The organism is Microcoleus sp. SVA1B4 (assembly GCF_036700545.1).
GTDB lineage: Bacteria > Cyanobacteriota > Cyanobacteriia > Cyanobacteriales > Microcoleaceae > Microcoleus.
On sequence record NZ_JAUBPB010000062.1, the window covers coordinates 14,795 to 41,661 of the forward strand.

24 protein-coding genes are annotated in these 26,867 nt (G+C 47.0%); 12 read left to right on the forward strand and 12 right to left on the reverse strand.

Annotated features, from left to right (window positions below; all coding sequences use genetic code 11):
- Positions 1-67 precede the first annotated feature (67 nt).
- Entirely contained in the window at positions 68-1,279 is a 1,212-nt protein-coding gene (locus QT987_RS23125; RefSeq protein ID WP_333244834.1) for a transposase, read from the reverse strand.
- Between the two features lie 513 nt (positions 1,280-1,792).
- On the opposite strand from QT987_RS23125, the gene QT987_RS23130 reads away from it, so the two are divergent.
- Positions 1,793-2,470 carry a peptidoglycan-binding protein gene (locus tag QT987_RS23130; protein WP_333052055.1) on the forward strand — a complete coding sequence of 226 codons (678 nt, stop codon included), beginning with the start codon at positions 1,793-1,795 and terminating at the stop codon, positions 2,468-2,470.
- Positions 2,471-3,246: 776 nt separating this feature from the next.
- Here QT987_RS23130 and QT987_RS23135 read toward each other — a convergent pair.
- The gene (locus QT987_RS23135) at positions 3,247-5,121 is read right to left on the reverse strand and encodes a DUF1565 domain-containing protein (protein ID WP_333244836.1); all 1,875 of its coding nucleotides are present in this window, start codon (positions 5,119-5,121) and stop codon (positions 3,247-3,249) included.
- A gap of 365 nt (positions 5,122-5,486) precedes the next feature.
- Here QT987_RS23135 and QT987_RS23140 point away from each other — a divergent pair, with 365 nt between their 5' ends.
- On the forward strand, positions 5,487-6,569 hold the full coding sequence (locus QT987_RS23140) for a thiamine phosphate synthase (RefSeq protein ID WP_333052050.1): 1,083 nt from the start codon (positions 5,487-5,489) through the stop codon (positions 6,567-6,569).
- Positions 6,570-6,669: 100 nt separating this feature from the next.
- Positions 6,670-6,882 (forward strand): sulfur carrier protein ThiS, encoded by a 213-nt coding sequence (gene thiS, locus QT987_RS23145; protein ID WP_333207754.1) that lies wholly within the window; start codon positions 6,670-6,672, stop codon positions 6,880-6,882.
- A 201-nt stretch (positions 6,883-7,083) separates the two neighbouring features.
- Here the strand turns inward: thiS and rpmA are convergent, their stop codons facing one another.
- The 6 genes from rpmA to glpK all read right to left on the reverse strand — a co-directional run bounded on the left by rpmA (position 7,084) and on the right by glpK (position 11,457).
- Positions 7,084-7,383 (reverse strand): 50S ribosomal protein L27, encoded by a 300-nt coding sequence (gene rpmA, locus QT987_RS23150; protein ID WP_333052045.1) that lies wholly within the window; start codon positions 7,381-7,383, stop codon positions 7,084-7,086.
- 27 nt (positions 7,384-7,410) lie between these two features.
- Complete coding sequence (gene rplU / locus QT987_RS23155; RefSeq protein WP_333036112.1) at positions 7,411-7,803, reverse strand: 50S ribosomal protein L21; 393 nt, start codon at positions 7,801-7,803, stop codon at positions 7,411-7,413.
- A gap of 423 nt (positions 7,804-8,226) precedes the next feature.
- Entirely contained in the window at positions 8,227-8,442 is a 216-nt protein-coding gene (locus QT987_RS23160; RefSeq protein ID WP_015176895.1) for a hypothetical protein, read from the reverse strand.
- A 324-nt stretch (positions 8,443-8,766) separates the two neighbouring features.
- The gene (locus QT987_RS23165) at positions 8,767-9,264 is read right to left on the reverse strand and encodes a DUF3122 domain-containing protein (protein ID WP_333244839.1); all 498 of its coding nucleotides are present in this window, start codon (positions 9,262-9,264) and stop codon (positions 8,767-8,769) included.
- Between the two features lie 256 nt (positions 9,265-9,520).
- Positions 9,521-9,892, reverse strand: coding sequence for a c-type cytochrome (locus QT987_RS23170; protein WP_333244842.1), 372 nt, complete (start codon positions 9,890-9,892; stop codon positions 9,521-9,523).
- Positions 9,893-9,969: 77 nt separating this feature from the next.
- Positions 9,970-11,457 carry a glycerol kinase GlpK gene (gene glpK / locus QT987_RS23175; protein WP_333244844.1) on the reverse strand — a complete coding sequence of 496 codons (1,488 nt, stop codon included), beginning with the start codon at positions 11,455-11,457 and terminating at the stop codon, positions 9,970-9,972.
- A 236-nt stretch (positions 11,458-11,693) separates the two neighbouring features.
- Here glpK and QT987_RS23180 point away from each other — a divergent pair, with 236 nt between their 5' ends.
- Positions 11,694-12,143, forward strand: a complete 450-nt coding sequence (locus tag QT987_RS23180) for an endonuclease dU (protein WP_333244849.1) — start codon at positions 11,694-11,696, stop codon at positions 12,141-12,143.
- A gap of 259 nt (positions 12,144-12,402) precedes the next feature.
- On the opposite strand, the gene QT987_RS23185 is transcribed toward QT987_RS23180, so the two are convergent.
- Positions 12,403-13,605 (reverse strand): hypothetical protein, encoded by a 1,203-nt coding sequence (locus QT987_RS23185; protein WP_333244852.1) that lies wholly within the window; start codon positions 13,603-13,605, stop codon positions 12,403-12,405.
- Positions 13,606-14,643: 1,038 nt separating this feature from the next.
- Here QT987_RS23185 and apcA point away from each other — a divergent pair.
- The 3 genes from apcA to QT987_RS23200 all read left to right on the forward strand — a co-directional run bounded on the left by apcA (position 14,644) and on the right by QT987_RS23200 (position 16,335).
- Complete coding sequence (gene apcA, locus QT987_RS23190) at positions 14,644-15,129, forward strand: allophycocyanin subunit alpha (protein ID WP_333036136.1); 486 nt, start codon at positions 14,644-14,646, stop codon at positions 15,127-15,129.
- Positions 15,130-15,305: 176 nt separating this feature from the next.
- Complete coding sequence (gene apcB / locus QT987_RS23195; RefSeq protein ID WP_006634930.1) at positions 15,306-15,791, forward strand: allophycocyanin subunit beta; 486 nt, start codon at positions 15,306-15,308, stop codon at positions 15,789-15,791.
- A 340-nt stretch (positions 15,792-16,131) separates the two neighbouring features.
- Positions 16,132-16,335 carry a phycobilisome linker polypeptide gene (locus tag QT987_RS23200; RefSeq protein ID WP_006634929.1) on the forward strand — a complete coding sequence of 68 codons (204 nt, stop codon included), beginning with the start codon at positions 16,132-16,134 and terminating at the stop codon, positions 16,333-16,335.
- A gap of 235 nt (positions 16,336-16,570) precedes the next feature.
- Here the strand turns inward: QT987_RS23200 and QT987_RS23205 are convergent, their stop codons facing one another.
- Complete coding sequence (locus tag QT987_RS23205) at positions 16,571-16,993, reverse strand: EamA family transporter (RefSeq protein ID WP_333244855.1); 423 nt, start codon at positions 16,991-16,993, stop codon at positions 16,571-16,573.
- A gap of 36 nt (positions 16,994-17,029) precedes the next feature.
- Between QT987_RS23205 and QT987_RS23210 the strand changes: the two genes are divergently transcribed.
- On the forward strand, positions 17,030-18,250 hold the full coding sequence (locus QT987_RS23210) for an FtsW/RodA/SpoVE family cell cycle protein (protein WP_333244858.1): 1,221 nt from the start codon (positions 17,030-17,032) through the stop codon (positions 18,248-18,250).
- A 389-nt stretch (positions 18,251-18,639) separates the two neighbouring features.
- Here the strand turns inward: QT987_RS23210 and QT987_RS23215 are convergent, their stop codons facing one another.
- Positions 18,640-18,792: a hypothetical protein gene (locus QT987_RS23215; protein ID WP_333244860.1), complete on the reverse strand. Its 153-nt coding sequence runs from the start codon at positions 18,790-18,792 to the stop codon at positions 18,640-18,642.
- A gap of 239 nt (positions 18,793-19,031) precedes the next feature.
- On the opposite strand from QT987_RS23215, the gene QT987_RS23220 reads away from it, so the two are divergent.
- Positions 19,032-21,524, forward strand: a complete 2,493-nt coding sequence (locus QT987_RS23220) for a CHAT domain-containing protein (protein ID WP_333244863.1) — start codon at positions 19,032-19,034, stop codon at positions 21,522-21,524.
- 18 nt (positions 21,525-21,542) lie between these two features.
- On the opposite strand, the gene QT987_RS23225 is transcribed toward QT987_RS23220, so the two are convergent.
- Complete coding sequence (locus tag QT987_RS23225; protein WP_333244866.1) at positions 21,543-22,196, reverse strand: Crp/Fnr family transcriptional regulator; 654 nt, start codon at positions 22,194-22,196, stop codon at positions 21,543-21,545.
- Between the two features lie 713 nt (positions 22,197-22,909).
- Here QT987_RS23225 and hslO point away from each other — a divergent pair.
- The 3 genes from hslO to QT987_RS23240 all read left to right on the forward strand — a co-directional run bounded on the left by hslO (position 22,910) and on the right by QT987_RS23240 (position 26,667).
- Complete coding sequence (gene hslO, locus QT987_RS23230; protein ID WP_333215619.1) at positions 22,910-23,809, forward strand: Hsp33 family molecular chaperone HslO; 900 nt, start codon at positions 22,910-22,912, stop codon at positions 23,807-23,809.
- 246 nt (positions 23,810-24,055) lie between these two features.
- Positions 24,056-26,119, forward strand: coding sequence for a hypothetical protein (locus tag QT987_RS23235; protein WP_333244869.1), 2,064 nt, complete (start codon positions 24,056-24,058; stop codon positions 26,117-26,119).
- A 278-nt stretch (positions 26,120-26,397) separates the two neighbouring features.
- On the forward strand, positions 26,398-26,667 hold the full coding sequence (locus tag QT987_RS23240) for a hypothetical protein (protein WP_333244872.1): 270 nt from the start codon (positions 26,398-26,400) through the stop codon (positions 26,665-26,667).
- The last annotated feature ends 200 nt before the right edge of the window (positions 26,668-26,867 follow it).

Here is a 26,867-nt window from a genome sequence, read left to right on the forward strand (position 1 = left end):
TTTCTGTAGGGCAATCTAGCAGTTTTTTTGCCAATTGCAGCTATTTCAGGGGTTGACACTCCCCTGGCTAAAGCCGAGGGGATTCTTGATTCGCAGAATCAACTTGCCGATGCAGAATTACTTCAACATCGGTAGCGGTCAATTCTCCACAAGCGTTCGGATCTAAGATCCTAGTTCCGACGTGCCCCGTCGTACTTAATCCCCGACTTAGGATGTTTTTAGCTGCGTTCCAGTCACGATCTAATACGCATCCACACCGACAAGCGTGGGTTCGTGTTGATAGACTTTTCTTAACAATTGTTCCGCAGCTAGAGCATTCTTGACTTGTTCCGTTAGCTGGTACGGCAATCGTAATTCTTCCGAATACTTTGCCGAAATACTCCAACCAAATTCGGAACATATACCAAGATGCGTCGTTAATCGATTTTGCTAAAGAGTGATTCTTCACCATATTTTTGCTCCTCAAGTCTTCGTAGGCTACACAGTCGTTAGACTGGATGACGCATCTTGCTAACTTCACGGCAAAATCTTTACGCTGTCTACTTATTTTGAGGTGGCGCTTCCCTAGAATCGCTCTAGCTTTTTTTCTGTTTTGTGAACCCTTGACTCGCTTTGAGACTCGTCTTTGGGATTTTTTCAACCTGCGTTCTCCCTTGCGGAGGAAACGCGGGTTCTCAATTGCAACCCCATTTGAGTCTGTGTAGAACTCTTTAATTCCTACGTCTAACCCGATGGCGTTACCTGTGACTTCAGTCTTTTCAGAACGGTTAACTTTAATGCAAAACTGGACATAATATCCGTCTGCCCGTCTCACCAAACGTACTCGCTTAATTTGACTACGCTGATAGAAATGTAAGTCGCGTGTTCCTTTTAATTTGAGCTTCCCGATTCCTTGCTTGTCGGTAAAAGTGATGGATTTTCGGTCGTCTGCCAAGCGCCATCCCGTAGTCTTGTACTCGACGGATCGGTTGTCTTTCTGGAATTGCGGGAATCCTTTTTTTCCTGGGACTTTCTTTTTACAGTTGTCGTAGAATCGGGAGATCGCCGACCACGCTCTTTCTGAGCTAGATTGTCGAGCCATGCTATTCAAGTCATCGCAAAACGTCCATTCCTTAGCTAAAACAGCGCTATACTTGTTCAATGCGTATTTATCGACATTTTCGTTTTCCATCCAAAACCGCAATGCTTTGTTTCGGATGAACTGCACCGTTCTAATTGCTTCGTTTACAGCGTCAAATTGCTGCTTTTTACCGTATGCTTTGAACTCGAAAACTAACATGACTTCGACCTGATCACGATAGTCTTATGCTAGCAGCATTGGCTTAACCTTACTCTGAGGGTTCACAAAGATTTACATAGCTTTACTCTACAGCGCCATCCTGAAATCTAAGAAAATAGACTGGGAGGCTAAAGCCTCCTTGCCCCTTTCATCCCCGGACTAAAGTCGCGGGGTTTTCAGGATATTATTTATAAATTTTTTTTAGGAAAGGGAGGGGGAGAGGGGGAGAGGGGGAGATTGGGAGAGGGGGAGATTGGGAGAGGGGAAGATGGGGAGAGGGGGAGATTGGGAGAGGGGGAGAGGGGGAGATTGGGAAAAATCTTCACGCTTGACTTGTTGGCTTAACATCCATCCGTTAAATTCTCCCTTGCCAATGCGTTGCCGAACTTCACGCTTGACTTATTGGCTTAACATCCATCGGTTACATCCCGTAGATTGCTCGTTGCCGAAATTCCCAATTTTTTCCAGATTTGATGTACGATCGCTACCAGTTTTGCAGAGGTCGAATTCCCAATGTCCCAAAACTTGACAGCAAGCTGGAATGACGCCCGCGAGGTTCCGAGTTTGCTCTTTGGCTGGAGTTTGTGCGGTTTATTGGCAATAGGCTCGATCGCCCCTACTCCTGCTGTCGCACAGCTACCTACCTCCGAACAAGTTAACAGCAACAGCCGGATCGCTCAAACAGGTGCGATCGTCCGCCCCGCAATCAAATTGGGCAGCCGCGGCTCGGAAGTGATCGAACTCCAAGCTGCTCTTCAATTGTTGGGCTTTTATACTGGCTCTGTAGACGGGATTTTCTCACAAAGCACCGCTAGAGCTGTGTCTCAGTTTCAGGAAGCAGCAGGCTTGCCTCCCGACGCCATAGTCGGTCAAGATACTTGGAATCGGCTGTTTCCTGCGACTCCGAGCGCGATCGAAAACCCGATCGCCAACGATCCTGTAACTGGCGACAACTCAGAGATTAGCCCCGAAGCGCAGCCAACCAATTTTCCAGTTTTGAGAAGACGAATGCGGGGGCCGGCAGTCAGAGATTTGCAAGAGCGGCTGCGGGCCAAGGGATTTTTGCGGGTGAGTGCTGACGGCGTGTTTGGCCCGGAAACTCAAGCTGCTGTCAAGGCGGCTCAGCGACAATACCAATTGCCAGCAGACGGCATTGTCGGTCGCGCAACTTGGGAAGCTCTGCTGCGTTGACAGCAAGGTGTAGAGTCTTGGACGCAGCAAGACTCAAGAAACCGGGTTTTTTACCTATAACTCTGGATGTAACGCCGTATTTTTGTAAAAAAACCCGGTTTCTGATATCCCCAAAGTCGAGATTTTATTAGCAAACTGCACATTGTGCGACCTACTAATTTTACAAATTGTTAATAATCGATTTGGGAAGTATTTCATCACATCAAAAAGTGTCAAGTTTGGTAAACAAAGTGTTTTTATGGGCGGAGTTGGTGTTAACTTAAAAACATGAGGGGCAAAACCAAGAAGCACAAAAAACTTGGATAAAAAATTTGGAATTAGAGTATTTGTCCCGATCGGCTCTAGTCCGCAGGCAACGCCTGAACCGTGTAGCTTATTAGCAAAGAAAGGTTGATATTGCGATTCGTATTGGTTAGATAGCTTGAGGCTATTGCATGAATCAAAAGTTGCGATCGCACAGTCAAACACAGAAGTCTGAATAGACTCCGCTGATAGCTAGCTCGTCTCCAGAGTAGTTGCAAAAAAGTCCACCTTAGTTGTAGTTTGCTGAAACTCAGTAGAGCTAAAATCCCACTTGAATCAACTTAATTTACAAAGTTTTTAGGGTCTGGCATCCGATATGCTAGGCCCTAAAATTTTGTTGTTGGTTATTGGTTATTGGTTATTGGTTAACCTCCTTTAAATGCCGAACAGCTTAGCCGGAAAGGATATTCCCAATGCCCAATTCCCAATGCCCAATGCCCAATTCCCAATGCCCAATTCCCAATGCCCAATAACTATTTAATTTCTTCAATTTGAGCATTCAAACCGTTAGCGCTGAGCATTTCTAGCAATTCCTCAGCTTTTTCGCGTTCCCGAAAAGCACCGGCTTGGATCACCGGTCGTCCGCTGGAAAAAGAGCGAAAAGCACCGGGAACGAGGGATTGCATTTTTTGTCGATCGCCCCAACTGTTGGCATCCACCACAACTCGATACCGGAAACCCAAAGCTCTGGCTCGATCGAATGACGGCGAATTATCCGCGGCATCAGGCCAAGAATTCCCCCCTAAAGCAGCAGGTACATAGCCGCCCCTTCCGATCGGAATGTTGCGGCCCGGAACCGGCAATCTCCCCTCGGAAGAAACCGAACTCGAACTATCAAAATTGGGAGGAATCATTGATTGCTGTACCGAAATTTCTGAAACAGATCGATAATTCGGATCGGGCACAGGAATTGCGATTGTCCCTGGGACTACCGATGAAGCACCGACATTCCTCCCAGAAAGCTCTTGGCGCTGGGCGCTTCGCGGTGCGGGTCGATTTTGCACCGGTCGCCTGGAAACGGGCGCAGGCGGGGGAAGTGGCGCTCTTTCAACTCTGGGACTTAGCCGTCCAGGAGTGTAAACAGGGAGAGAAGTGTCGGGGCCACCGATGCTGGGAGGTCGATCGGCTATACGCTGCAAAGCACTTCCCCCCATTGGCCCTGGGGTAAAAGTTCCCGCCACATCAACCGATCCCGTCGTCCGGCTGCTCGACAATTGATTGCCGTAAGCTGGGATTACTTGACCTTTGGCCGCATTGTTCACATCGTACTGGCCGTTGTTGCGAATGACATTGCCCCCTGGTTCGGCTGCTGTTCCCAAATCCGGCAGAGAACTCGATATCGCCACAATTCCGTCCCGCCGATTACTCTCGATATAATTGTTACGCAGCACCGGTCTAGCATTAGCTTGCACCACTACGCCGTCCTTATTGCGAGTAATTTTGTTCCCAATCAGCAGAGGCGAAGCGTTCTGCGCTACATTTACCCCAAATCCCGTGTTTTCAAACACATTATCTCGAACTTCCGGCTGGGAACTGCCAAAAATCGTGATGCCGTTAGCTCCATTTTTCGAGAAAACATTCCCGCCAATCGTCGGCCTGGAAGTACCCACTACCGAAATTCCGTCGTGAGTGCTCCCAGAAAAAGTATTGTTGACAACTGTCGGAGAACTCGATTCGATCCACAAAGCGTAACCGCGAGAGTTGGTATTCGTCACCGTCACCCCGCTGAGTCCCGCCCCGTCTGCGCCTAAAATCGCAATATTTTGACCCGCCGAAGTCGGACTGATAAAGTATCCTCCGCCTTTGATGACAATATTCTGACCGCGAGTGTTGGGATTTCCCTGAACTGTTACGCTGGGCCTGAGCATTAATGGAAATTTTTCGCCGGTTTGCTCGCTGTAAGTACCGGGCGCTAGCAAAATAGCTGTTTTGGGCGGGGCCACGCTTAAGGCGTAGGTAAGGGTTTTAAACGGAGCTTGATCGCTGCCGTTGCCTCCTGTGTCGCTGCCCCCGATCGAGCTGACGTACAGTATGTTAATCTCGCTCTGCAGCGTCTGAGAAAGTAGCTGCACTCCGGGTATCCCGGCAGCGATAACTGACGGTTGATGGTTGCCAAGGGCGGTCATCGCAAAGACGAGTAGAAGGCAAGAACTCAAACAAGATTTTTGCGATCGCTTTTCTTTGCACCAGGTCTGTTGTAAGTAAATCAGCATAAACAAACGCAACTTATCTGTGATCCGAGTTTCGCCTCCGGTGTTTCGTGTCGGGTTTTCGCGATCGAAATTTAAAGACGCCCGCCTGCTTGGGTTGTTCTCCCTTAATCTTTTGTGTTGTTCTGCTAACCTCACGGCTCTCCTCCCAAGTGTGGTATGCAGCTTAACGATTTCACTCTCATCAAGTTTGATCTATTATGCTTCGTTTTTCTCAAATTCAATAAAACTTAAAAATTTGTCTAAATTAAATCGGTTGAGGTAAAAATTAGGCCGATCGCTTTGCTACGATCTTGACCAAGAATTTCAAAGGTGGTACAAGCCCCCCCTCTCGATCCGTGGAATCAATCGAAAGCATCTCAAATCTAAAATCCTTGCGTCCCCCGAATTTATCTCGCGCAAGTCAATCCAAAATCCAAAATCTAAAATCTAAAATCGAATGACGGCGTGGGAGAATATAGCGGTTTGACTGGTAGGATTAATTATAATTAGGGTGGTTGTGAATGACCGACAAACAAAACAGAACTTTACCGGCACAGCCAGCCCTCTGCCGGATTTTAGATGCAAATTTAGATCGATCGCGCGAAGGGTTGAGAATTATTGAAGAATGGTGCAGGTTTGGTCTCAACAGCTCGGATTTAGCTGGCGAGTGCAAGCAACTGCGTCAAGAATTGGCTGCTTGGCACGTCGCAGAATTGCGAAGTGCTAGGGATACGCCGGCCGATCCGGGTACGGAGTTGACTCACCCGCAGGAAGAGCAGCGTTCGAGCATTCAGCAGCTACTGGAGGCGAATTTCTGTCGGGTGGAAGAAGCTTTGCGGGTACTCGAAGAGTATGGCAAAATTTACGATCGGAATATGGGCGCGGCTTTTAAGCAGATGCGCTATCGGGTTTATACTCTCGAAAGCGATTTGCTGGCTTACCGGCGCTACCAGCAGTTACTTCGATCGCAGTTATACCTTGTAACTTCGCCGAGAGACAACTTGATGGGAGTCGTGGAAGCTGCTTTGCAAGGGGGACTGACTTTGGTGCAGTACCGCGACAAAACCTCAGACGACGGCGCAAAGCTGGCCAACGCGCGTAAGCTTTGCGAACTTTGTCACCGCTACGATGCTTTGCTGATTGTGAACGATCGCGTGGATTTTGCGATCGCAGCGGATGCCGACGGCGTACACTTAGGACAGCAAGATTTGCCTGTGGCGGAAGCGCGCAAGTTGCTCGGCCCGGGACGGATCATCGGTTGTTCGACTACGAATGGCGAGGAAATGCAGCGAGCGGTTGATGCGGGAGCAGATTATATTGGAGTTGGGCCGGTCTACTCCACTCCTACTAAACCTGATAAACAGGCCGCAGGTTTGGACTATGTGCGGTATGCTGCTACTAAGTCACCGATTCCGTGGTTTGCGATCGGCGGAATTGATATCAACAACCTCGATGAAGTATTGAATGCCGGAGCTCAAAGGGTTGCCATAGTACGCGCGATTATGGAAGCAGAACAGCCTACTTTAGTGACGCAGTTTTTCATCTCGCAGTTGATTCGGATGCAGAATCTAAAAGCTCAGAAAGCTTTGCACGGAAAAAGCTAGGTTGATTGGAGATTGGTAGGGCGGGTTTAGCACAGGAAATCTGTGCATAAAATATAATTTTGTTACCAAACCCGCCCTGAAAACTGATATTTTTTTACTTATGATAAATCAAATTGCGCTGCAAGTTAACGGAGAAACCCGCAATTGTGCGATCGACACACCGTTACCAGAATTACTAGAACAATTGGGATTAAACCCGCGCTTGGTGGCTGTGGAGTACAACGGGGAAATTCTGCACAAACAATTTTGGGAAACTACACAAATGCAAGAGGGCGACATCTTAGAAGTTGTCACAATTGTCGGAGGAGGCTAGCCACAAATTAGTGACAAATTAAGCCTCTAGTCCGCCAGGGAATGAATTCCCTGGCTAATAGCGAAAGTCCTCTCAAGAGGACTAATGAGTTCTTCAGTCCTCTTCAGAGGACTTTAGCTTTGAGGCAGGGGTTTCAACCCCTGTCGGACTATCGGTTTGACGTTAATTTGTGAGTAATCGCCCGAACCTAGGAACGAAGAATTAAACTGCTACAGCTTCAGCCACAGCTTCAGCCACAGGTGCTGCTACAACAGGATAAATGCTGACTTTCTTGCGAGTTTTGCCTTTTCTTTCAAAAGTCACCACACCGTCAATCATGGCAAACAGAGTATCATCTCTGCCGATACCAACATTATTACCAGGGTGAACTTTAGTGCCGCGTTGACGGATCAAAATGTTGCCAGCTTTGACAACCTGACCGCCGTACTTTTTGACACCCAGACGCTGAGAATTAGAATCGCGTCCGTTACGTGTACTGCCTGTACCTTTCTTGTGGGCCATAATATCCTCAACTGTATTTACTATGTTTTATTCTGAATCAGTTTCGGCGGTTTGGGGAGTTTCAACAACTGCTTGAGTTAAGTCTCTGGCGGCCAAGACTGTACCGTTGACGCTAATCGAGTCAATCATAAAGCGAGTTGTTTCTTGACGGTGCCCTTTTTTCTTCCGAGTTTTCTTTTTCGGCTTCATCTTGTAGACGAGGACTTTGCGGCCCCGGAAATGCCGGAGAACCGTTCCTTCTACAGTGGCATTTTCTAGTAGAGGCTGGCCGATATGAACCTCGCCTTCGTGCTGGATCAGAAATACTTTGTCTATGGTGACTTTGGATTCAGCTTCAACGTGAAGCAGTTCGATGTCGTAGAAGCGGCCTGGTTCTACCCGAAATTGTTTGCCGCCGGTTTCAATGATTGCGTAAGTCATGGGATGGTTGTTGAGATTGCCGTACAGGTAGCTGAGTTGTCCGTTGTCCGTTGTCCGTTGTCCGTTGTCCGTTGTCCGTTGTTGTGAACTTTTGACTGGCGACTTTTGACGGATGACAGTTTTCTTTCAGCTTTTGGAATGTCTTAACCTGATCCGAGCCGGATTTAGACAGACAATCTACCATTATTCGCGATTTTGGTATTTTTGTCAAGTTCGATCGCGCTGGAAAGTTCTAATTAGGTAAGACTTACGCACGGGTGGTCAGAAACCGGGTGTTTTTACGAAAATTCTTCGTTTTCAGCCAGAGATTAGGTAAAAAACCCGGTTTCTTCGGTCTTAATGCGTAAGCCCTGTTAGGGATAAAATATAGAAGATGCTTTAACTTTTTTATCCCATTTCTCCAAAAGGTCGATCGAACTCGATTCAAGCAGTCGCAGAACATTTGCGCGATCGTAACAATTCCAAAGCTTGCTGTTTCACCCTACCCTCCATAACCTCTTTCTGCAAATTAATAAAAGCCTCAAAATCTTCTAAACCATACTTGGTCATCTGCAACTGCTGTCGCAACTGTTCTTCGGCCTCAACCGTTAAGTAACCTGTTGCCAAAGCTTTTCGGACAATTTTACTGATTAAAGTCATAGTAGATTTACCCTGAATACACCTACGTTAAAACACTGAAGTTTTGTCACCTGACTAACTCAGTTTTTAGTTTGTTTCATAATTACCCTTAAAATAGGTTAAATCTACCTTAAGGTCTATGTAAATAAAGTTATTTTTGATACATTGATGAAATCGTAGCGATTTTAAATGTAGAGTGCTATTAAATTGGTATCTTTAGTTTTTGCCAGACCACATTATTCTTCAAATACGTTAAATCTACCTTAAGGCATATTTAAACATAGCGATTTGTGACATGGGAAATTGTATGGCTTTTAAATGTAGAGTGCGCTTAAATTGGTATCTTTAGTTTTTGTCAGACAACAGCCGCCATTCTCTCACAGCAAAAGGAGGAACCAGCAATTCTGTTCCTTTTTGATTTTTCACGGGAAAATTCAACAGCAAAGGTCGATTGCTTTCCAATTGTGCAATTATTGATTTAAAATCGTATTCTCCGACATTAATTGGCAAATCCGACTCTTTCCAAATATCATTAGCCTTGCCAATTTCGCGCTTCCCCGCCGCAACTTTCAGCGGAACCGGGTGCTGTAATTCTGTTCCGGGAAATCCTACCAATCTCAGATTTAAAGACTTTACTACTCCCGATTTTACTCGCTTGTACAAAACAACTTGCCACGCTTTGTCATCAGTATCGCGGAGGCTTTGTACGGATCGGAACATTACTGTCTCAGCAGTTTCGGGATATTTGTGAATCGAAGCCAAAGCGGGCGGGCTGACAGCTAAGATTAGATACAAACACAAGCTAATAATAGTTAAAGCTTGACGCCAATAATGTATTCTCAACTTTCCATCCTCCGATAATTTCCCTTTATTTTACCATACAATAAAGCCTAAAAAAACGCCGACTTTCTATTGATAGGAATTCTGCATAATAATACAGCCTATTCGAGGTTTATGACGTACACCCCAGAAACCGGGTTTCTTTACAGTTCTCGCATCATTACTGATCCTGTTGAAGAAACCCGGTTTCTTTGTACTACAGGAAGGAACCGGGTTGATGAGACACGATTGCGTAAGTCCTAAATAATCAACCGATGTGCTATTTCCAATCGGTTTCGGCTTGGGATAGCACGTAAGCTGAAACATCGATAATTTGTTGTTCCGACAAACGATCTTTGTAAGCGGGCATAATACCTTTGCCGTTGGTTACTAAATTGGAAATGTTGGCGATGGAATCCATGCCGTATTTTTTTAATGCTTTTTGTTTCAAGTTTTTGCCGCGCCTGATAATGTTGCCGCCGTTGATGTGACAGCCTGCACAGTTGGCGCTGAAGACTTCGGCTGCGGTTGTGGTATTTGTAGTTGTATCTGCGATCGCCATTTGGGAATTAGTGGCGATGTCTACAAATCCCAGTGTCAGTATCAATAGACAGGCGGTGAAGATTTTTTTTAACTTATTTAGCGAAATCATTTATTTGCAAATTAAAAAAAAATAGTGCTGGATTTAAGGATATCACTAAATACGGATTTTGGGGTTAACTCAGCGATTTATTCTTCCCAATCGAATGTGCGGGAAACTGCTTTTTTCCAAAAGCGATATTTTTGCTCGCGAAGTGCGATCGGCATTTTCGGTTCCCAAGTACAATCCACCGCCCAATTGTCCCGCAATTCGGCTAGCTGACTCCAAAAACCCACCGCCAAACCGGCCGCATAAGCGGCACCGAGTGCAGTAGTTTCTGCTACCACAGGCCGCACCACAGGCACTCCCAAAACATCGCTCTGAAACTGCATCAGCGTGTGATTTCCCACCATACCTCCGTCTACTTTTAAAGACAAAAGCTGCACAGCAGAATCCTGATTCATAGCGTCCAAAATTTCCCGCGTTTGCCACGCTGTAGCTTCCAATGCTGCGCGGGCAATGTGTGCCTTAGTCGCGTAGCGAGTTAAACCGGCAATTACTCCCCGCGCGCTGTCTTTCCAATAGGGGGCGTAGAGTCCAGAAAATGCCGGGACAACGTAAACTCCCCCACTATCTTCGACTGTATTTGCTAATGTTTCTACTTCCGCAGATGTGTTGATGATGCCCAAATTGTCCCGCAGCCACTGCACTAAAGCTCCGGCGATCGCAATACTGCCTTCCAAAGCATACACAGCGGGCGATTCTCCCATCTTGTAGGCGACTGTTGTCAGTAGTCCTTGCTTTGAAGGGACGATCGTCTCACCGGTATTCAGCAGCATAAAACAGCCCGTACCGTAAGTATTTTTCGCCTCACCCAGACTGAAACAAGTTTGCCCCACGAGGGCGGCTTGTTGATCGCCCAAAGCAGCCGCAATTGGAACACCTGCAAGCAATCCTTTTGCAGTTCCAAAAACTTGACTCGAAGGGCGAATTTCTGGCAGCATCTGACGGGGAATTGCCATTATTTCCAAAGTTTCCGCATCCCAATCAAGGGTTTGCAAATCCATCAGCATCGTGCGGCTGGCGTTAGTAACATCGGTAATGTGCGCGCCGCCAGTCAGGTGCCAAATTAGGAAAGTATCGACATTGCCAAAAATCGCATCCCCTCGATTTGCAGCTTCCCGCAATCCTGGAATATTGTCCAGCATCCACTTAATTTTCGGCCCGCTGAAATAAGTAGCCAGCGGCAAACCGCATCGTTTTTGAAATCGGTCTTTGCCCTCAACTTCAGCTAACTTTTCGCAAATTTGGTGAGTGCGAGTATCTTGCCAAACAATCGCATTGCCGTAAGATTTGCCAGTTTTTCTGTCCCAAATAATTGTAGTCTCGCGCTGGTTGGTAATACCGAGTGCAGCAATATCTGTGGGTTCGATATTGCCGATTTCGAGGGCATTTTTAATCACGCTTTGGGTGCGCTGCCAAATTTCATCGGGATTGTGTTCCACCCATCCTGGTTGCGGATATATTTGCTTGTGTTCTTGTTGGTTGCTGCAAATTATTTGTCCCAGGCGATCGAATATGATAAATCGGGTGCTGGTAGTTCCTTGGTCGATCGCTGCTACGTATTTTTTTACCAATTGTCTAAAATATTTTTAGTAATGAGGTCTTTAACGTATATGATACTATATCTAGAAGTCAAATTAATGTCAAAAACTTTAGCTTACGGAATTCCCCAAGTTGAAACTGGCAGATTTGCTGAGGCTCGATCGCACAATTAAGGTTATTGGCTTTGACGACGCTCCGTTTTCTCGTACAAGCGGCAGTCTGGTGTCGATCGCGGGCATAGTCTGCGGGGGGAACTCGATTTGAAGGAATGGTGTGGGGACAAGTCCTCCCCGACGGATTAGATGCCACGGATGCCATTTCTGGGCTACTCATCGGAGGCAAATTTTTGCCGCAATTGCATCTGGTTTTGCTAGACGGAATTGCTTTCGGCGGCTTCAATATTATTGACCTTCCCGAGTTAGCATCACGGCTGCAAATTCCTTGCGTTGCTGTCATGCGCCGCCAACCAGATTTAGCTGCTGTTGAAAAAGCCCTCCGCCATTTACCCGATTCAGAATACCGTTTAGAATTGTTGCGCCGCGCTGGTAAAATTCACGCTTTTGAACCTTTCTTTTTTCAAGTTTGCGGCGAAAAGCCGGAAGTAATAGCGAGGGTTCTCCAGCGTTTGACAGACACTGGTAAAGTTCCTGAAGCTTTGCGTTTGGCTCATTTGATTGGTGCGGCGGTAATTAATGGAGTTAGCAGCAGTTCTGCTTGAATTATGATTAAGAACAGGCAAGATGCCTGTTCCACAAAGAGGAAATTTTATTGTGGGCTGGGCCGGATATCCTGTTAAGAACGGGCAAGATGCCCGTTCCACAAAGAGGAAATTTTATTGTGGGTGGATCGGATATCCTGTTAAGAACGGGCAAGATGCCCGTTCCACACAGAGTAAATTTTATTGTGGGCTGGGCATCCTGCCCGGCCATGAAAAGTTTATTGACAATGGTGCAATATCTCAGTTTCTACTCGCTTAATTACACAATTTCGCCCTCTAATTCACCGAATTCGATTTGAGTTCCCAACGCCAAAGTCAGAGTAGTTTCAGGTTCTACCATTTTTATATCGCCTTGAATGTCTGTAGCCCACCAAGCGCGATCGCACAAATTTGTCAATCCTAACGAAAGCTCGTTTCTCGATCGAGAAGTGACTATAGCTACAAGACCGTTAGATGCTGCGGCTGTTAAACTCGGTATGTCAGAGGTGAATAGTTGAGTTCCCGCACTCAGAGGAATAACTCGACTTCCTAATTTCAGGGAAAATTGACCGCTGGTAAAAGAATTTACTGCGGGCTGATCTGATATAAAGGTAGGCGGAATATTTGTCGGTGTTGGGGCTGGCAAGTCAGAGTTTCCTACTGTAATTGTACAGTTGCCGATTCTCTTTTGGTCGCCCGATCGCAAATAACTCACCGCCCCGCTATCAACATTCTCGCAAACAATTTGACCTGCTTCCAATTGAAACCGCATTGCTAGGGGCGAAACATTAGGAATGCAGATAATAGACAAATTTTCATCACTGCCAAAAGTCACTGGTTCCGCACCCAGAGTGAGAGTGCGATTTGCTCCCGTATCGTAACTAATTACTAGCCAAGCTTTGTTGAACAAAGTTTCAGCTACAACTAGCATAATTCCAATCCAAAAACCGATCGCAGCACAGCCAGCTAAACGGCCCGCCGTACCGGAGAGATTGTAAGCAAATAGAATAAACAAACAGCCGCCCAACACACCCCCAACACCGCCGCCTCCCAGGCCGCGAAGCGCCCCCAAATTAGGAATCCGCTGTGCAAGTCCCAGTCCTAACAAACTGCCAGCTATTCCCCAGCAAATTACTCGCAATAATTCGTTGTTTCCGTCGCCAATTCCGCTATAAATACCTTCGGCGATCGCCCCAGAAATGGCTCCTGCAATTAAACCAAACAATCCGCCATTTTTTAAAGCCTGTTTAATTTGAGGCTTGCCTTTGATATAGTAATAATAGCCGAACATGATAGCCGTAGCAATACCACCGCCTACCAATCCAAACCACCGAGCTGTGGACAATACACTGTCAAAAACAGATTCTGAACCAGTGAGCCCCTGCATGAAAGGTTCGGTGATGAGATTGCCGACGAAACCGCCGACAGCACCGCTAATGCCAAACTGTAAAGCTTTTTTAAGGGCTGATAGATTTCTTTTCACGGCGCACCAGATTTAAAGTGAGAGTCCAATCTAGCTACAAGCTCGAAAGTCATGATTTCCGATGCTCTTATATCTTGCACTATTATCGAGAACAGGCTTTCCGGCCTGTTCCACAAACACAAAGAGTGAGTGTTCTTGTGGGTAGTAGGGGTTGGGCCCCAGAGCCCGCCCGTCCAAAACTTATTGAGAATGCTGCAAGATGTGAGACGATCGCACATCTCCCCCCTCACTGGTGTCAACTTAAGGTAAAACCGATAGTCCGTCAGGGGTGGAAACAAGAGCCTCAAAGCCAAAGTCCTCGCGAAGCGAGGACTAATGAGTTCTTCAGTCCTCTTTTAGAGGACTTTCGCTATGAGACAGGGAATTCATTCCCTGGCGGAGTGCCGGGTGAGCGGGAGGACTGGCGGACTAAAAGCCTAAGTTGACACCAATGCTCCCCGCCTGTCTCCCCCCTGTCTCCCTCTCAGGGAAAAGTCTTTGAGGGTTGCGCGATCGCCCGTCACAATTCCCGCTCAAGGCTCGATCGCCTGTAACCCTTGCTGCCAGATAATTTTAGCAATTTTTTAACTATGAAATTTTAACAATGAAGACCCAAGCGAGGGCCCAAATATGAAAAGGAATGTTACAAACTATTACAGTAACACTCAGAATGTGAACATAATGCCTCAAAATACTTGCGAGAGGTAGTTGTGTCAGAGAAGCAATATCCTTACTAACTGCCCGACAGTCACTCGATCGCCACTAAGTGGCCTGCTGCAATCTTGATCATAAATTAAAGATCGCATCAGTCATTTATGGTATTGTAAGCGACAGGCTTAGTGCGAGCACTCACAAGCGCACCGGCGTGAAGAACCAGCGCCGTTAAGCACCGAAGGCAGTCACCCGCCAACAACTTCAACAGTTGCTGAGTGTGGAAAGTCCAGCCTTCCCCGTCAAAGCTCCTGCCTGAGCAGGAAAGATACGGGACGCAAGCGCCCGCCTTCGCTAGCTCAGCGCAGAGCAGTTCATATAGCAAAATATCCAGCGGGTACACACAAGATGAGTATCGTCACCAAATCAATCGTCAACGCAGACGCCGAAGCTCGCTACTTGAGCCCAGGTGAATTAGATCGGATCAAAAGCTTCGTCACCTCTGGTGAACGCCGCGTCCGCATCGCCCAAATTTTGAGCGAATCCCGCGAACGCATCGTCAAGCAAGCAGGCGACCAACTTTTCCAAAAGCGCCCTGATATTGTTTCTCCCGGCGGCAACGCTTACGGCGAAGAAATGACCGCAACTTGCTTGCGCGACATGGACTACTACCTGCGTTTGATTACCTACGGAATCGTAGCTGGCGACATTACTCCGATCGAAGAAATCGGTATTGTCGGCGTCCGCGAAATGTACAAATCTCTCGGCACCCCGATTGAAGCCGTCGCCGAAGGCGTTCGTGCTATGAAAAATGCAGCAAGTTCGCTGCTGTCTGGAGAAGATGCTTCCGAAGCTTCCTCTTACTTCGACTACGTTATCGGTGCGATGCAGTAAGGAATTTTGATTTTAGGTTTTCGATTTTAGATTGAAAAATTGGGGGTTGCCGGCAACAAGTTAAAAGCTATTGCAAATAACCAGCCAGTTAAAAATCTTAAATCCCACATCCCAAATTCCAAATTCTAGCTCCAAAATTGGACTGACTCAGCCACTTTCTAGGAAACAAGACAACCATGCAAGACGCAATTACCGCCGTTATCAATTCCTCTGACGTTCAAGGTAAGTACCTCGACATCAGCGCTCTAGACAAGCTCAAGAACTACTTTGCTTCTGGCGAACTGCGCGTCCGCGCCGCTACCGCCATCAGCGCTAATGCAGCCACAATCGTCAAAGAAGCAGTTGCTAAGTCTCTGTTGTACTCTGATGTAACTCGTCCCGGCGGCAATATGTACACCACTCGTCGTTATGCAGCTTGCATCCGCGACTTGGACTACTACCTGCGCTATGCCACCTACGCTATGCTAGCTGGCGACCCTTCCATCCTCGATGAGCGCGTGCTCAACGGTTTGAAAGAAACCTACAACTCCTTGGGCGTGCCCATCGGTTCTACCGTACAAGCAATCCAAGCAATGAAAGAAGTCACCGCCGGTTTGGTCGGTTCTGACGCTGGTAAAGAAATGGGCGTCTATTTCGACTACATCTGCTCTGGCTTGAGCTAAGACTCAGGAAGAAGGAAGAAGGAAGAAGGAAGTTCGGCAACGGATTCTGTAACGGATGTAACGGATGTAACGGATGTAACAGATTTCAGTCCGATGGAAGTCGGAAGAAGGAAGAAGATTTATTTCTTGCCTCTTTTAACTTTTTACTTTTTACTTTGGACTTTTTACCTTTGACTTTGAAAAGAGGTCAGGGAAGTTGAGAGTGATTGCTAGACCGTCAAAGGCTGGTCGAGAAAGCCCGACGAGTTTTAACGAGCTAGTTTTGACTCCTAACTCCCTGCCTTCAATCTTTAAAAAATCCATCTAATAATCTGTAAACCTACTCAGGAGTTAGTTTCCCATGAGAATGTTTAAGGTCACTGCTTGCGTCCCAAGTCAAACCCGCATCCGCACTCAGCGCGAATTGCAAAATACCTATTTTACTAAGCTCGTTCCTTACGACAACTGGTTCCGGGAACAGCAAAGAATTATGAAAATGGGCGGCAGAATTATTAAAGTGCAACTGGCTACCGGTAAGCCCGGAGCTAATACAGGTTTACTTTAAGAGCCGAAGCTGGATTAGTAGAGGGGTAAGAGGTCGCGATGACCTCTTTTTTGTTGTTATATAGCAATCCTCGCATCATTTGCATAATTATTGTAGGGGCAATCCCCCGTGGTTGCCCGATAGATAGGGGGTAGGCACGGGGACACTACCCCTACAAATTTATCTGAATCATTTAGGATTCCTCTAGTAGAAGGAAGAATGTCCAGCGTGGTTAATATAATTATGGACAAATATTTCAATAAGCAGAAAGTATAACTGCAATTATCGCTAACAAAACAGCAAGCATTTGTGGTAATGTAATAGCCTCTTTCAAGAATAAAGACGATAATAATATAGTAATCAGCGGGTAGATAGACGTAACACTCACTACATTGGCAACTTCACCTTTGGCAAGGGCTAGAAAAAATACTAATGATGCCACCGTACCACAAACGCCAACTACCATCGCAAACAAAATCCCCCTAACATCTCCCTCAAAACTAAAATTGTTAGTGTGGAAAATAATAAATAAAGTAGTTAAAATAGCGCCAATAGCTTCATAAACAAAAGCAGTTTTGTAGTCAATATATTTAGTCGCTAAATTGCCAAAAAATCCCCACAAACCATATAATAGCGAACAGATTAATGCGTAAATTAACCAATCTGGTACTTTAGCCATCTTTGTTAGAGTTTATTGAGAGCATTCTAAAATCCTATGGCTAATGACATTCGACGCTTGATTCCATTTCTTGACCCCAGCGCGTCTCAATGGGCCGCTGAGGCTCGGTGGCTAAGGTGGCTGACTTTTCTGTGGCTGTTTGTCGGGCTGACAGCATTGTTTTCGGCTTCCTATCCCATTGCAAATTATGAACTTGGAGACGGCCTTTATTATTTTAAACGACAGCTAATCGCAGTGGCGATCGGGCTGGCCGGCTTTAACTTGATAGTGTACTCCCCACTGCGCTACATCATGAAAACATCTCAGTTAGGCGTTTTATTGCTGCTGGGATTGCTCTGGTTGACCTTAGTTCCGGGAGTGGGAACCACAATCAACGGGGCGACTCGCTGGATATCTCTGGGCCCGGTTCCGATTATTCAACCTTCTGAGTTGATTAAGCCGTTTTTTGTTCTCCAAAGCGCCCGCATTTTCGGCAACTGGCCCCGGTTGACGAATAAAGTTCGCTTAACCTGGCTGTTAATTTTCGGCGCCATGCTGTTGGGAATTTTGTTACAGCCGAACTTAAGTACCACGGCTTTGTGCGGGATGACTTTGTGGTTGGTGGCTTTAGCGGCGGGCTTACCTTACTTGCAGTTGGGCGCAACGGCTATGGGGGGAATGCTTTTAGCGGTTTTAAGTATTAGTTTGAGGGAATATCAGCGCCGCCGGATTATGTCTTTTCTCAATCCTTGGGCTGATCCGATGCAAGACGGCTATCAGTTGATTCAAAGTCTCCTGGCTGTTGGTTCTGGGGGCATTTGGGGTGTGGGTTTGGGGATGTCGCAGCAAAAGTTATTTTATTTGCCGATTCAGTACAGCGATTTTATTTTTGCTGTGTTTGCTGAGGAGTTTGGTTTGGTGGGAGGTTTCTCGCTGTTGCTGATGTTGGCGGCTTACTCGACTGTGGCTTTGAGGGTAGCGATGAAGGCTCGAAATATTGAGTCTCAGTTGGTGGCGATTGGGGTGATGGTGGTGATGGTGGGACAGTCGCTGCTGAATATTGGGGTGGCGACGGGGGTTTTGCCGACTACGGGTTTGCCTCTGCCGTTTTTTAGTTACGGGGGCTCATCGATGTTGGCAAGTTTGTTGTTGTCGGGGTTGCTGATTCGGGTGGCTAGAGAGAGTTCTGAGGCTGATGTGGTTTCTTTGGACGGACGCCGAGGGAAGCCGGAAAAGCCGAAGTTGCGATCGAACAACCCAACTACACAAACCGAATAATTTGTCAAGTTATTTCTTTGACGCGCGGGTAGCTAGAAACCGGGTTGTTTAACCACAATATTTGCTTAAAACCTTCAATAAGAGTCAAAAAACCCGGTTTCTTTAGCTTCTGCTGCGGTATCATTCCGCGCGATCGACTATTTCCGCCCGTCACCTTTATTGGGCGGTTCTTCTTGTTGTTCTTGAGGTTTAGCTGTGATCTCAGTTAATTCTTTTTTGTCTGGTTGCGGTGTTTCTTGAGTTGAGTTAGCCATTGAGTTTAGTCCTAAATAGATGCACCGCTTAATGATATCTTTTCCGGCTACAAATGTGTTGCTGTAGATAGGGAGAGGAAGAGCCAGACAAACAATTCTGATGCAATTCGATGAGAGCTTTAATATTAGACAGCATTATGTAGAGGCAAATGGCTGTCGCTTGCTATACTGCTGGAGGGTTGCAGCCAAACAAATCGGAGGCGGACGCAAAAACACCTTTGTTAAGAATTCAAGGCCGAGATGGCGCTCTCGAACGATTAACCCTTGCTGCTGCAATTTTCCCAGCATTCGCGTTACTGTTACCAGAAAGAATTGGTTTAAAGCCGGAACTGCGATCGGGAGAAATTAAAAAAAGACTATTCATTACTCCAATCCTCTTCCTTCCAGGTAGATGTCGCTATCTTGCGGTCAACATTCCACAGTCAACAGTCAACAGTCAACAGTCAACTGAACCGCGTCGTGCAAATCGCATTAGCAATATCTTGATGTGTCAAGCGGATATTCAAACCAGAGGCCTGTCAAAAGTTATGAAACTGCAAAAAATTGGATTGTCGGGACTGATCTCAATCTTGGCGACGCTGACTATAGGCGAGTTTCGATTTATCGCTAATTCTCAATTTAAAATCATCAATTCTCAAGTCTTAGCTCAAACTCCTGCTCAGCGGAAAGCCGAGGCAGACCGACTGGTACAGCAAGGGATTCAGCAGTTCCCGACCAGTCAATTTCAAGCTGCATTGCAGTCTTGGCAACAGGCACTAATAATTTATCAAGAAATTAAAGACCGCCAAAGCGAGGGGGAAGCTCTGGGATGTCTGGGACTTGCTTATCTTTACCACCAGGGCGACTACGCCAAAGCGATCGACTACGCTCAGCAGTGGTTGGCGCTTGCGCGCGAAATTAAAGACCCCCAAAGCCAGCAGCTTGCTCTGAGTAATCTGGAAATTGCTTACGCTACCCTCGGCGACTACGCCAAAGCCATCGAGTACGCTCAACAGTTGTTGGCGATCGCGCGAGAAATTAAAGACCGCCAAAGCGAGGGGAAAGCTCTGGAAAATCTGGGAATTACTTACAAGTCCCTCGGCGACTACGCCAAAGCGATTGAGTACCAAGAGCAGTGGTTGGCGATCGCGCGAGAAATTAAAGACCGCCAAAGCGAGGGGAATGCTCTGGGAAATCTGGGAGATGCTTACCTTTCCCTCGGCGACTACGCCAAAGCGATCGACTACGCTCAGCAGTGGTTGGCGATCGCGCGAGAAATTAAAGACCGCCAAAGCGAGGGGAATGCTCTGGGAAGTCTGGGACTTGCTTATCTTTACCACCAGGGCGACTACGCCAAAGCGATCGACTACGCTCAGCAGTGGTTGGCGATCGCCCGAGAAATAAAAGACCGCCAAAGCGAGGGGGCGGCTCTGGGAAATCTGGGAATTGCTTACAATTCCCTCCGCGACTACGCCAAAGCGATCGATTACGCTCAGCAGTTGTTGGCGATCGCGCGCGAAATTAAACACCGCCAAAGCGAGGGGGCGGCTCTCAACAATCTAGCACTTGCTCTGGCCAAATCTGGCAATCTCCCAGCAGCAGAGAAAACCCTACTTGATAGTATTAAAGTTTCCGAATCTCTCCGTGCTGGATTAGAAGATGCCAATAAAGTGTCAATCTTTGAAACCCAAACTTACCCCTACGTCACTTTACAAGAAGTCTTCATTGCTCAGAAAAAAACTAATGACGCTTTAGAAATTGCCGAACGCGGTAGAGCCCGAGCTTTTGTGGAGTTATTGGCATCTCGCCTTGCCCCATCTGCCTCTTTCACAACTACTATCAACCCCCCCAATATTCAGCAAATTCAACAAATCGCTAAAGAGCAAAACGCTACCCTCGTCGAGTATTCAACTATTGAGAATCTAGCCCTCTATATTTGGGTTATCAAGCCGACTGGTGAAATTACCTTTCGCTCAGTTGACCTCAAATCTCTGAACATCAATCTACCCGAAGCCACCGAACAGACAAGAGTATCTGCTGCTACCGGGAGGAGAGGATTAAACGAGCCAGATACAGCCTTAGCTGAGATGATTCGCGGCACTCGCGAGGCTCTGGGTGTATCGGGGGACACTGCCAATAAACAAACAGCTAATCCCCCTGCTTCTACCACTGCTAATTCTCGGATAATCTACCCCAAATTACAGCAAAGTTATCAACTATTCATTCAACCCATTGCCGATCTTTTACCTACTGACCCGAATGCTCCTGTCATCTTCATTCCGCATCAATCCCTGTTTTTAGTTCCCTTTGTCGCCTTACAAGATCCGACAGGTCAATATCTGATTGAAAAACATACCATCCTTACTGCTCCCGCCATTCAAATTTTGCAGTTAACCCGCCAATCACGGCAAAAAGTCCGACAACTTTCTCTCCAAAATAACCTCGTCGTCGGCAATCCAATTATGCCCAAAATTGGCAACCCGCCGCGCCAATTAGATCCCTTACCGGGCAGTGAACAAGAAGCAATTACAATTGCCCAACTTCTGAATACTAAACCGATTACAGGCTCTCAAGCGACTAAAGCATCGATTACTCAACAGATGCTAAAAGCCCGAATTATTCATCTGGCAACTCACGGATTACTCAATGAAGTGAAGAGGGGAGATTTACCGGGAGCGATCGCCCTTGCTCCATCAGGAAATGATGATGGATTGCTGACTTCGAGCGAAATTTTGGATTTAAAATTAAATGCTGAATTAGTGGTATTAAGTGCTTGCAATACTGGCAGAGGAAAACTCACCGGTGATGGTGTGCTTGGGTTATCTCGTGCTTTAATTAGTGCTGGAGTTTCTAGTATTATCGTTTCTCTGTGGTTAGTGCCCGATGAGCCGACAGCGGAATTAATGGCAGAATTCTATCGCCAATTACAGAAAAACCCGAATAAAGCTCAAGCTTTGCGGCAAGCGATGCTGATGACAATGAAGATGCACCCAAATCCGCAAGATTGGGCCGCGTTTACGCTGATTGGCGAAGCAGAATAAGATTTTTTTCTGCGCTTGCTACACAGCTTGAGGGTTGCAGCCAAACAAATCGGATCTGGACGCAAAAACATCTTTGTTAAGAATTAAATGCCGATCGCCATCTCGACTGATTAACCCTTGCTGCTGCAATTTTCCCAGCATTCGAGTTACTGTTACCCGCGTCGTGCAAATCGCATTAGCAATATCTTGATGTGTCAAGCGGATATTCAAACGAGTTCCCTCCACCACAGGCTGACCGAATTCCTGTTGCAATAATAGCAGTAGCTGATACAAACGGTCATCTACTCGCCGCTGTCCGGCGATCGATAAAATTGCTTCCATTTGCCGCAGCCGCCGTACCATTTGAGGTAGCAACTCGTGAGCCAATTGAGGAGAAGCTTCGATTTCCACCATTGAATACCAGATCAAATAAATATCTGATGTCGCCGTAGCTCGGTAAGTCTGCAAGCTTGTCAACCACAAACCGAAGCACATCGAAGGCCCAACCCAACCCAAAAGTCCTTCTTCCCCGCTTGGATAAAGCGTACTCAGTTGTGCTAGACCTTGACAGACTCGCCAAAGGCCTTGCGACATCATAGGAATGGTTTCCCCCTTGGCATAAAAATGCAAGTTTCGACTCGCTCCTGTGTTATGCTGGATTTCCGCTAAAAGTGCTTTGGATGTTGGTGGCATATCCTTTATTTCCAGCTAAAAAACATTGGTCTGAGACCTACGCCTCTGACTCTAACCGACCAAGGTAAAGGTTTGGTAATCGTCAGGTTAGCGGCAAGATAAGCTTTAGTCATTAGTCATTAGTCATTAGTTGTTAGTCATGAGTCATTAGTCATTAGTCATTAGTTTAAGACTTATGCACCGGTAGCCAGAAACCGGGTTGTTTAGATTAAGTACATCGGCTTAAAAGCCTCTAGATAGGTTAAAAAGCCAGGTTTATTTGTTCGTAGTGCGTCCTGGACTATAGTTATTAGTTATTAGTGGTTAAGCTGTGGAGCATTTAAAATAGTATTGTAGGGTGCGTCAGTCCGCAGCGTTTCCCTTGCCGATGGAAGCGATCGATCTGACGCACCCTACTGGCATCGTTAGTGGTTTAAATGCTCCACAGATTATTTGTTAGTTGTTATAAAATGACTTAGAATAAGGTGGCTTTGTAAAAATAAAGGCACTCGTTATTTGGGGCTTTTCAAATAAATATTGATCGTGAATAATCCCTTCGAGTATTTGTTAAGAAATAGTTGGTTAATCAAGGTAAAAAAGAAAACAGAGGCGAGTTGTGAAGTTCGATCGCACATCCAGGCCCGCCGAGTCAACTGCTGCTCTCTGCTGCCACAACCTTCAAGAACTTATAAAATAGTTCAAGAAGGTATCAAAAGACAAAAGCAAGGTTTTTCATGGCCGATCAATTAATTCGCGCTACAGCCGCAGAGGGCGGAATTCGCGCTGTAGGCGTCATTTCCACCCGCCTCACCGAAGAAGCAAGACAGCGGCACAAGCTCTCCTACGTGGCTACAGCCGCCCTCGGCCGCACGATGTCGGCGGGGCTGTTACTCGCCTCCAGCATGAAGCGGCCCGAATCGAGGGTCAACATTCGCATCAAAGGAGATGGGCCACTGGGCGGGCTTCTGGTTGATGCAGGACTTGATGGAACAGTTCGAGGTTATGTGGATAATCCCGAAGTGGAACTGCCGCCCAATGCTAAAGGCAAACTAGATGTCGGCGGGGCAATAGGTGACGGGTATTTGTACGTGGTGCGGGACGTTGGATACGGCTTCCCTTATTCAAGTACGGTGGAATTGGTTTCTGGCGAAATTGGCGACGATCTGACTCACTATTTGGCAACCTCGGAGCAAACGCCTTCGGCTCTGGTTTTGGGGGTGTTTGTGGGGGCGGGCGGGGTAGAAGCGTCTGGGGGTGTGCTGTTGCAGGTTCTGCCGAAGGCGGCAACGGACGAAAAATTGGTGCAAACTTTAGAATCTAGAGTTGCTCAATTGTCGGGCTTTACGCCACTGCTGCGATCGGGCAAAACGCTGCACCAGATTCTCGAAGAGTTACTGGGAGATATGGGCCTGGAAATTTTCCCGGAAACTCAGATGGTGCGCTTTGACTGTGGCTGTTCGTTCGATCGAGTTTTGGGAGCTTTGAAAATGTTGGGCGAAGCGGAACTCCAAGACATGATTGAAAAAGATGGGGGGGCTGAGGCTACGTGCCATTTCTGCAACGAGGTTTACCAAGCTAATAGCGACCAACTTGCGGAACTCATCGGCGATTTGCGCTCAAACTCCGGTTCTTGAGAGGATAATGTGTAATTGGCTCTATTGAGTGCGAGTTAGGGATGATGGCCTTGACCAATTGCCAATTACGCATTATCAATTACCTAATCACAAAATTTTGATTGTGGCGGTTTGGCGATCGGCTCTTGCAGTCTGGGGCCGACGGGAGTATGTAAAAGTGATGAATACATTTTATAGAGCAGTTGATAGCAGCGCTCGCAGTTTTTAAATAACTAACGCTGGCTGGTTGCTGTTTGTGGTGAGGATATGAGTCAAGATCGCAAAATACCAGGCCGTTGGTCTGCATCAGAATCCTTGGAGTCAACAAAGGATACTTCGTCGCTGGTGCGCTTACCAGCAAGGAAAAACCGGGCCCAACGACTTAAAGAGCTCCGAGAGTTGGTTACTTCGGGAAAACTGCCGGGAGGGCATCTGGAACTACCGCCGAATTTGTCTGGGGAAAACTCGCAGCCGCCGGGGGAACACAATCCGTTGTGGCGGAACTGGTCGAATAAGTGGCAGTTTTGGCTGGCGCTGAGTTTGATGCTATCGGTGGGTATGGGGTTTGTGGCAATTGCGTCTTTGCTCAACCTGACATCGCAGTCAAATTGCTCAAAGATTTTTTGGCCGACGGCTTCTGCTAACGATCGCTTTTTTTGTGCTCAAGAAGCAGCAAGCAAGCGGACGGCGGATGATTTGCTCAGGGCGATCGAATTAGTGAATGCTTTGCCACAAAACCATCCGCTGCGGCCGAGAATTAACACTCAAATCGATCGGTGGTCGGAGGATATTATTAGGCTGGGAAATGCTAGTTTCCAAGAAGGAAAGCTGGATGAGGCGATTGCGCTCGCTCGTAAGGTTCCTAAAAACGTTCCCGCTTACCCGAAGATGGAAAAGCAGATTGAAAAGTGGCAGTCGATATGGAGCGATGCAGAGAAAATTTACCGCACGGCGGAAGACCACTTGCGTCAGGAAGAGTGGCCGCTGGCTTTCAGCCAAGCTACTCTGCTTTTGGATTTGGGAAATACTTTCTGGGAATCGGCTAAGTACGAGGAATTGACTAAGCTAATTCAGACGACTAAGGCGGAGGGCAATAAGTTGCTAAAAGCCCGGAATACAGCCTCCGAGGGAGGTCTCGACAATCTGGTGACGGGGATTAAGCTGGCTCAGGGAATTGATCAAAACAGTTATTTGTATCAAGCTGCCAATAAGGCGATCGCGGAATTTAGCAAGAAAATTCTGGAGATCGCCCAAAAACGATTGCAAGCAGGGGATTGGCAGGAGGCGATGGCGATCGCTAATAAGATTCCAGAGTCGGCAAATTTAAGGGAACAAGTACAGGATTTTAATGAGTTGGCGAATGCTACTTCTCAGGCTTTGACTGGCTCTGTTGAGGGTTTCTCCAAGGCGATCGAGATTGCTCAAAAGTTGAACTCCGGCCGCCCTTTATACAAACAAGCTCAAGATTTAGTCGGTCGCTGGCAGCAAGAAATGGCTGATGTCAAAGTTTTGGATTTGGCAAGCAGGCTGGCGGCGCCTGGTGGGGTAAATGATTTGAGGGCTGCGATCGCGCAATTGCAAACAGTCCCGGAATCAAATCCCCGCGCTTCGGAAGCTCGCCGTCAAATTAGCACCTTGAGCCGTCAAATCGAGCTGCTGGAAGACAGTCCCTATTTGCAAAGAGCGAACGATTTGGCGAGTACGGGCGATCCGAATGCTCTGGAAGCCGCCGTTGCTCAAGCTTCTCGGATCGGTAGAGGTAGGGCGCTTTACGTGGAAGCTCAAGCCAAAATTCAAGCTTGGATCGAGAGGAGACAGCGGCTTGTTGACCAGCCGTTTTTGGATAGAGCTCAGCAGCTAGCGGCGGCCGGCAATTTGGCGGGGGCAATTGAGATGGCGCGCCGGATTCGATCGGGACGGGTGCTTTATCAGGAAGCTCGATCGAACATTCGGAGTTGGGAGGCTCAATTTCAGGGCGAGCAAAATTTGCAGAACGCCCGTCAGACGGCCCGAGCCGGGACTGCTGACGCTTTGCAAACGGCTATTGCGCTAGCAAGTCAGGTGCCGGAGTCGAGTTCGCTCCGGTGGCAGGCGAGTGAGGCGATTGATGAGTGGAGTCAGCGGATTTTGGCGCTTGGTGTCGAAGAGTCGTCGTCGGATCTGGCTGGGGCGATCGCGACTTTGAAGAAAATTCCTTCGGGTACTCGGGCTTTTGAGCAAGCTCGATCGCAAATCAAAGTTTGGGAGGAGTCGCTGAATCCTCCTGAGTCTGAATCTCCCCCTCCCGAACCGCCGGAAATTGAGCCTCCGACCAGCTCTGGCAATCGTTAGGTTTGAGGGTGAGAAGCTGCTACCTAATATGGAATGAGAATTAAATAACTTCCACTCTTGAAAGTGGGATGGGCGTCCCGCCCGTCCAAAAAGGACGGGCGGGACGCCCATCCCACAATAACAATTAAAATTGTAAGTTATTTAATTCGCGCTCCTATCTTTACTTATCTGTACAAGCAAGCGTTAATTTGTACATATTTTTTTGCGGTTTTAGTCTTTATTAATAATGAATATCATAATTGTGGTATGTTTAAAAAATAACTATTTTTAGAAACCAGATGGGTACTTTATTTAGCCAGAAAGAGCGAAATGACTGCACAGTAGAAGATTCACATCTGGATGCTTTTATTGCAGTGATAGTAAAATTATCCAAGAAGCATGGCATTAGTGTCGCAGAAGTTATAGCTGCAAAGGAAGTGCTTGAAAGTGAACGAAAGAACGATCTTTATGTAAGGAATGGCGATGCTTTTGATGAACAGATGGCTGGCTTTGGTGAGCTACTGCAACAACTCATTTCCGCGATCGAAAATTTGCCGTCTGATACATAAAACTCTTGTGATAAATTTAAGGTAGAAAGAAAGGGTTAAAGTTTATGGCAGTCGATCTGGTTTGAGATAGTTGATCGTTAATTGCCAATTTTCAAAAAACAGAAGACTCCGCTCCCGGACTTATTAAGGAATGAGAATTAAATAACTTCCACAAGTTTGTGGGATGGGCGTCCCGCCCGTCCAAAAAGGACGGGCGGTAC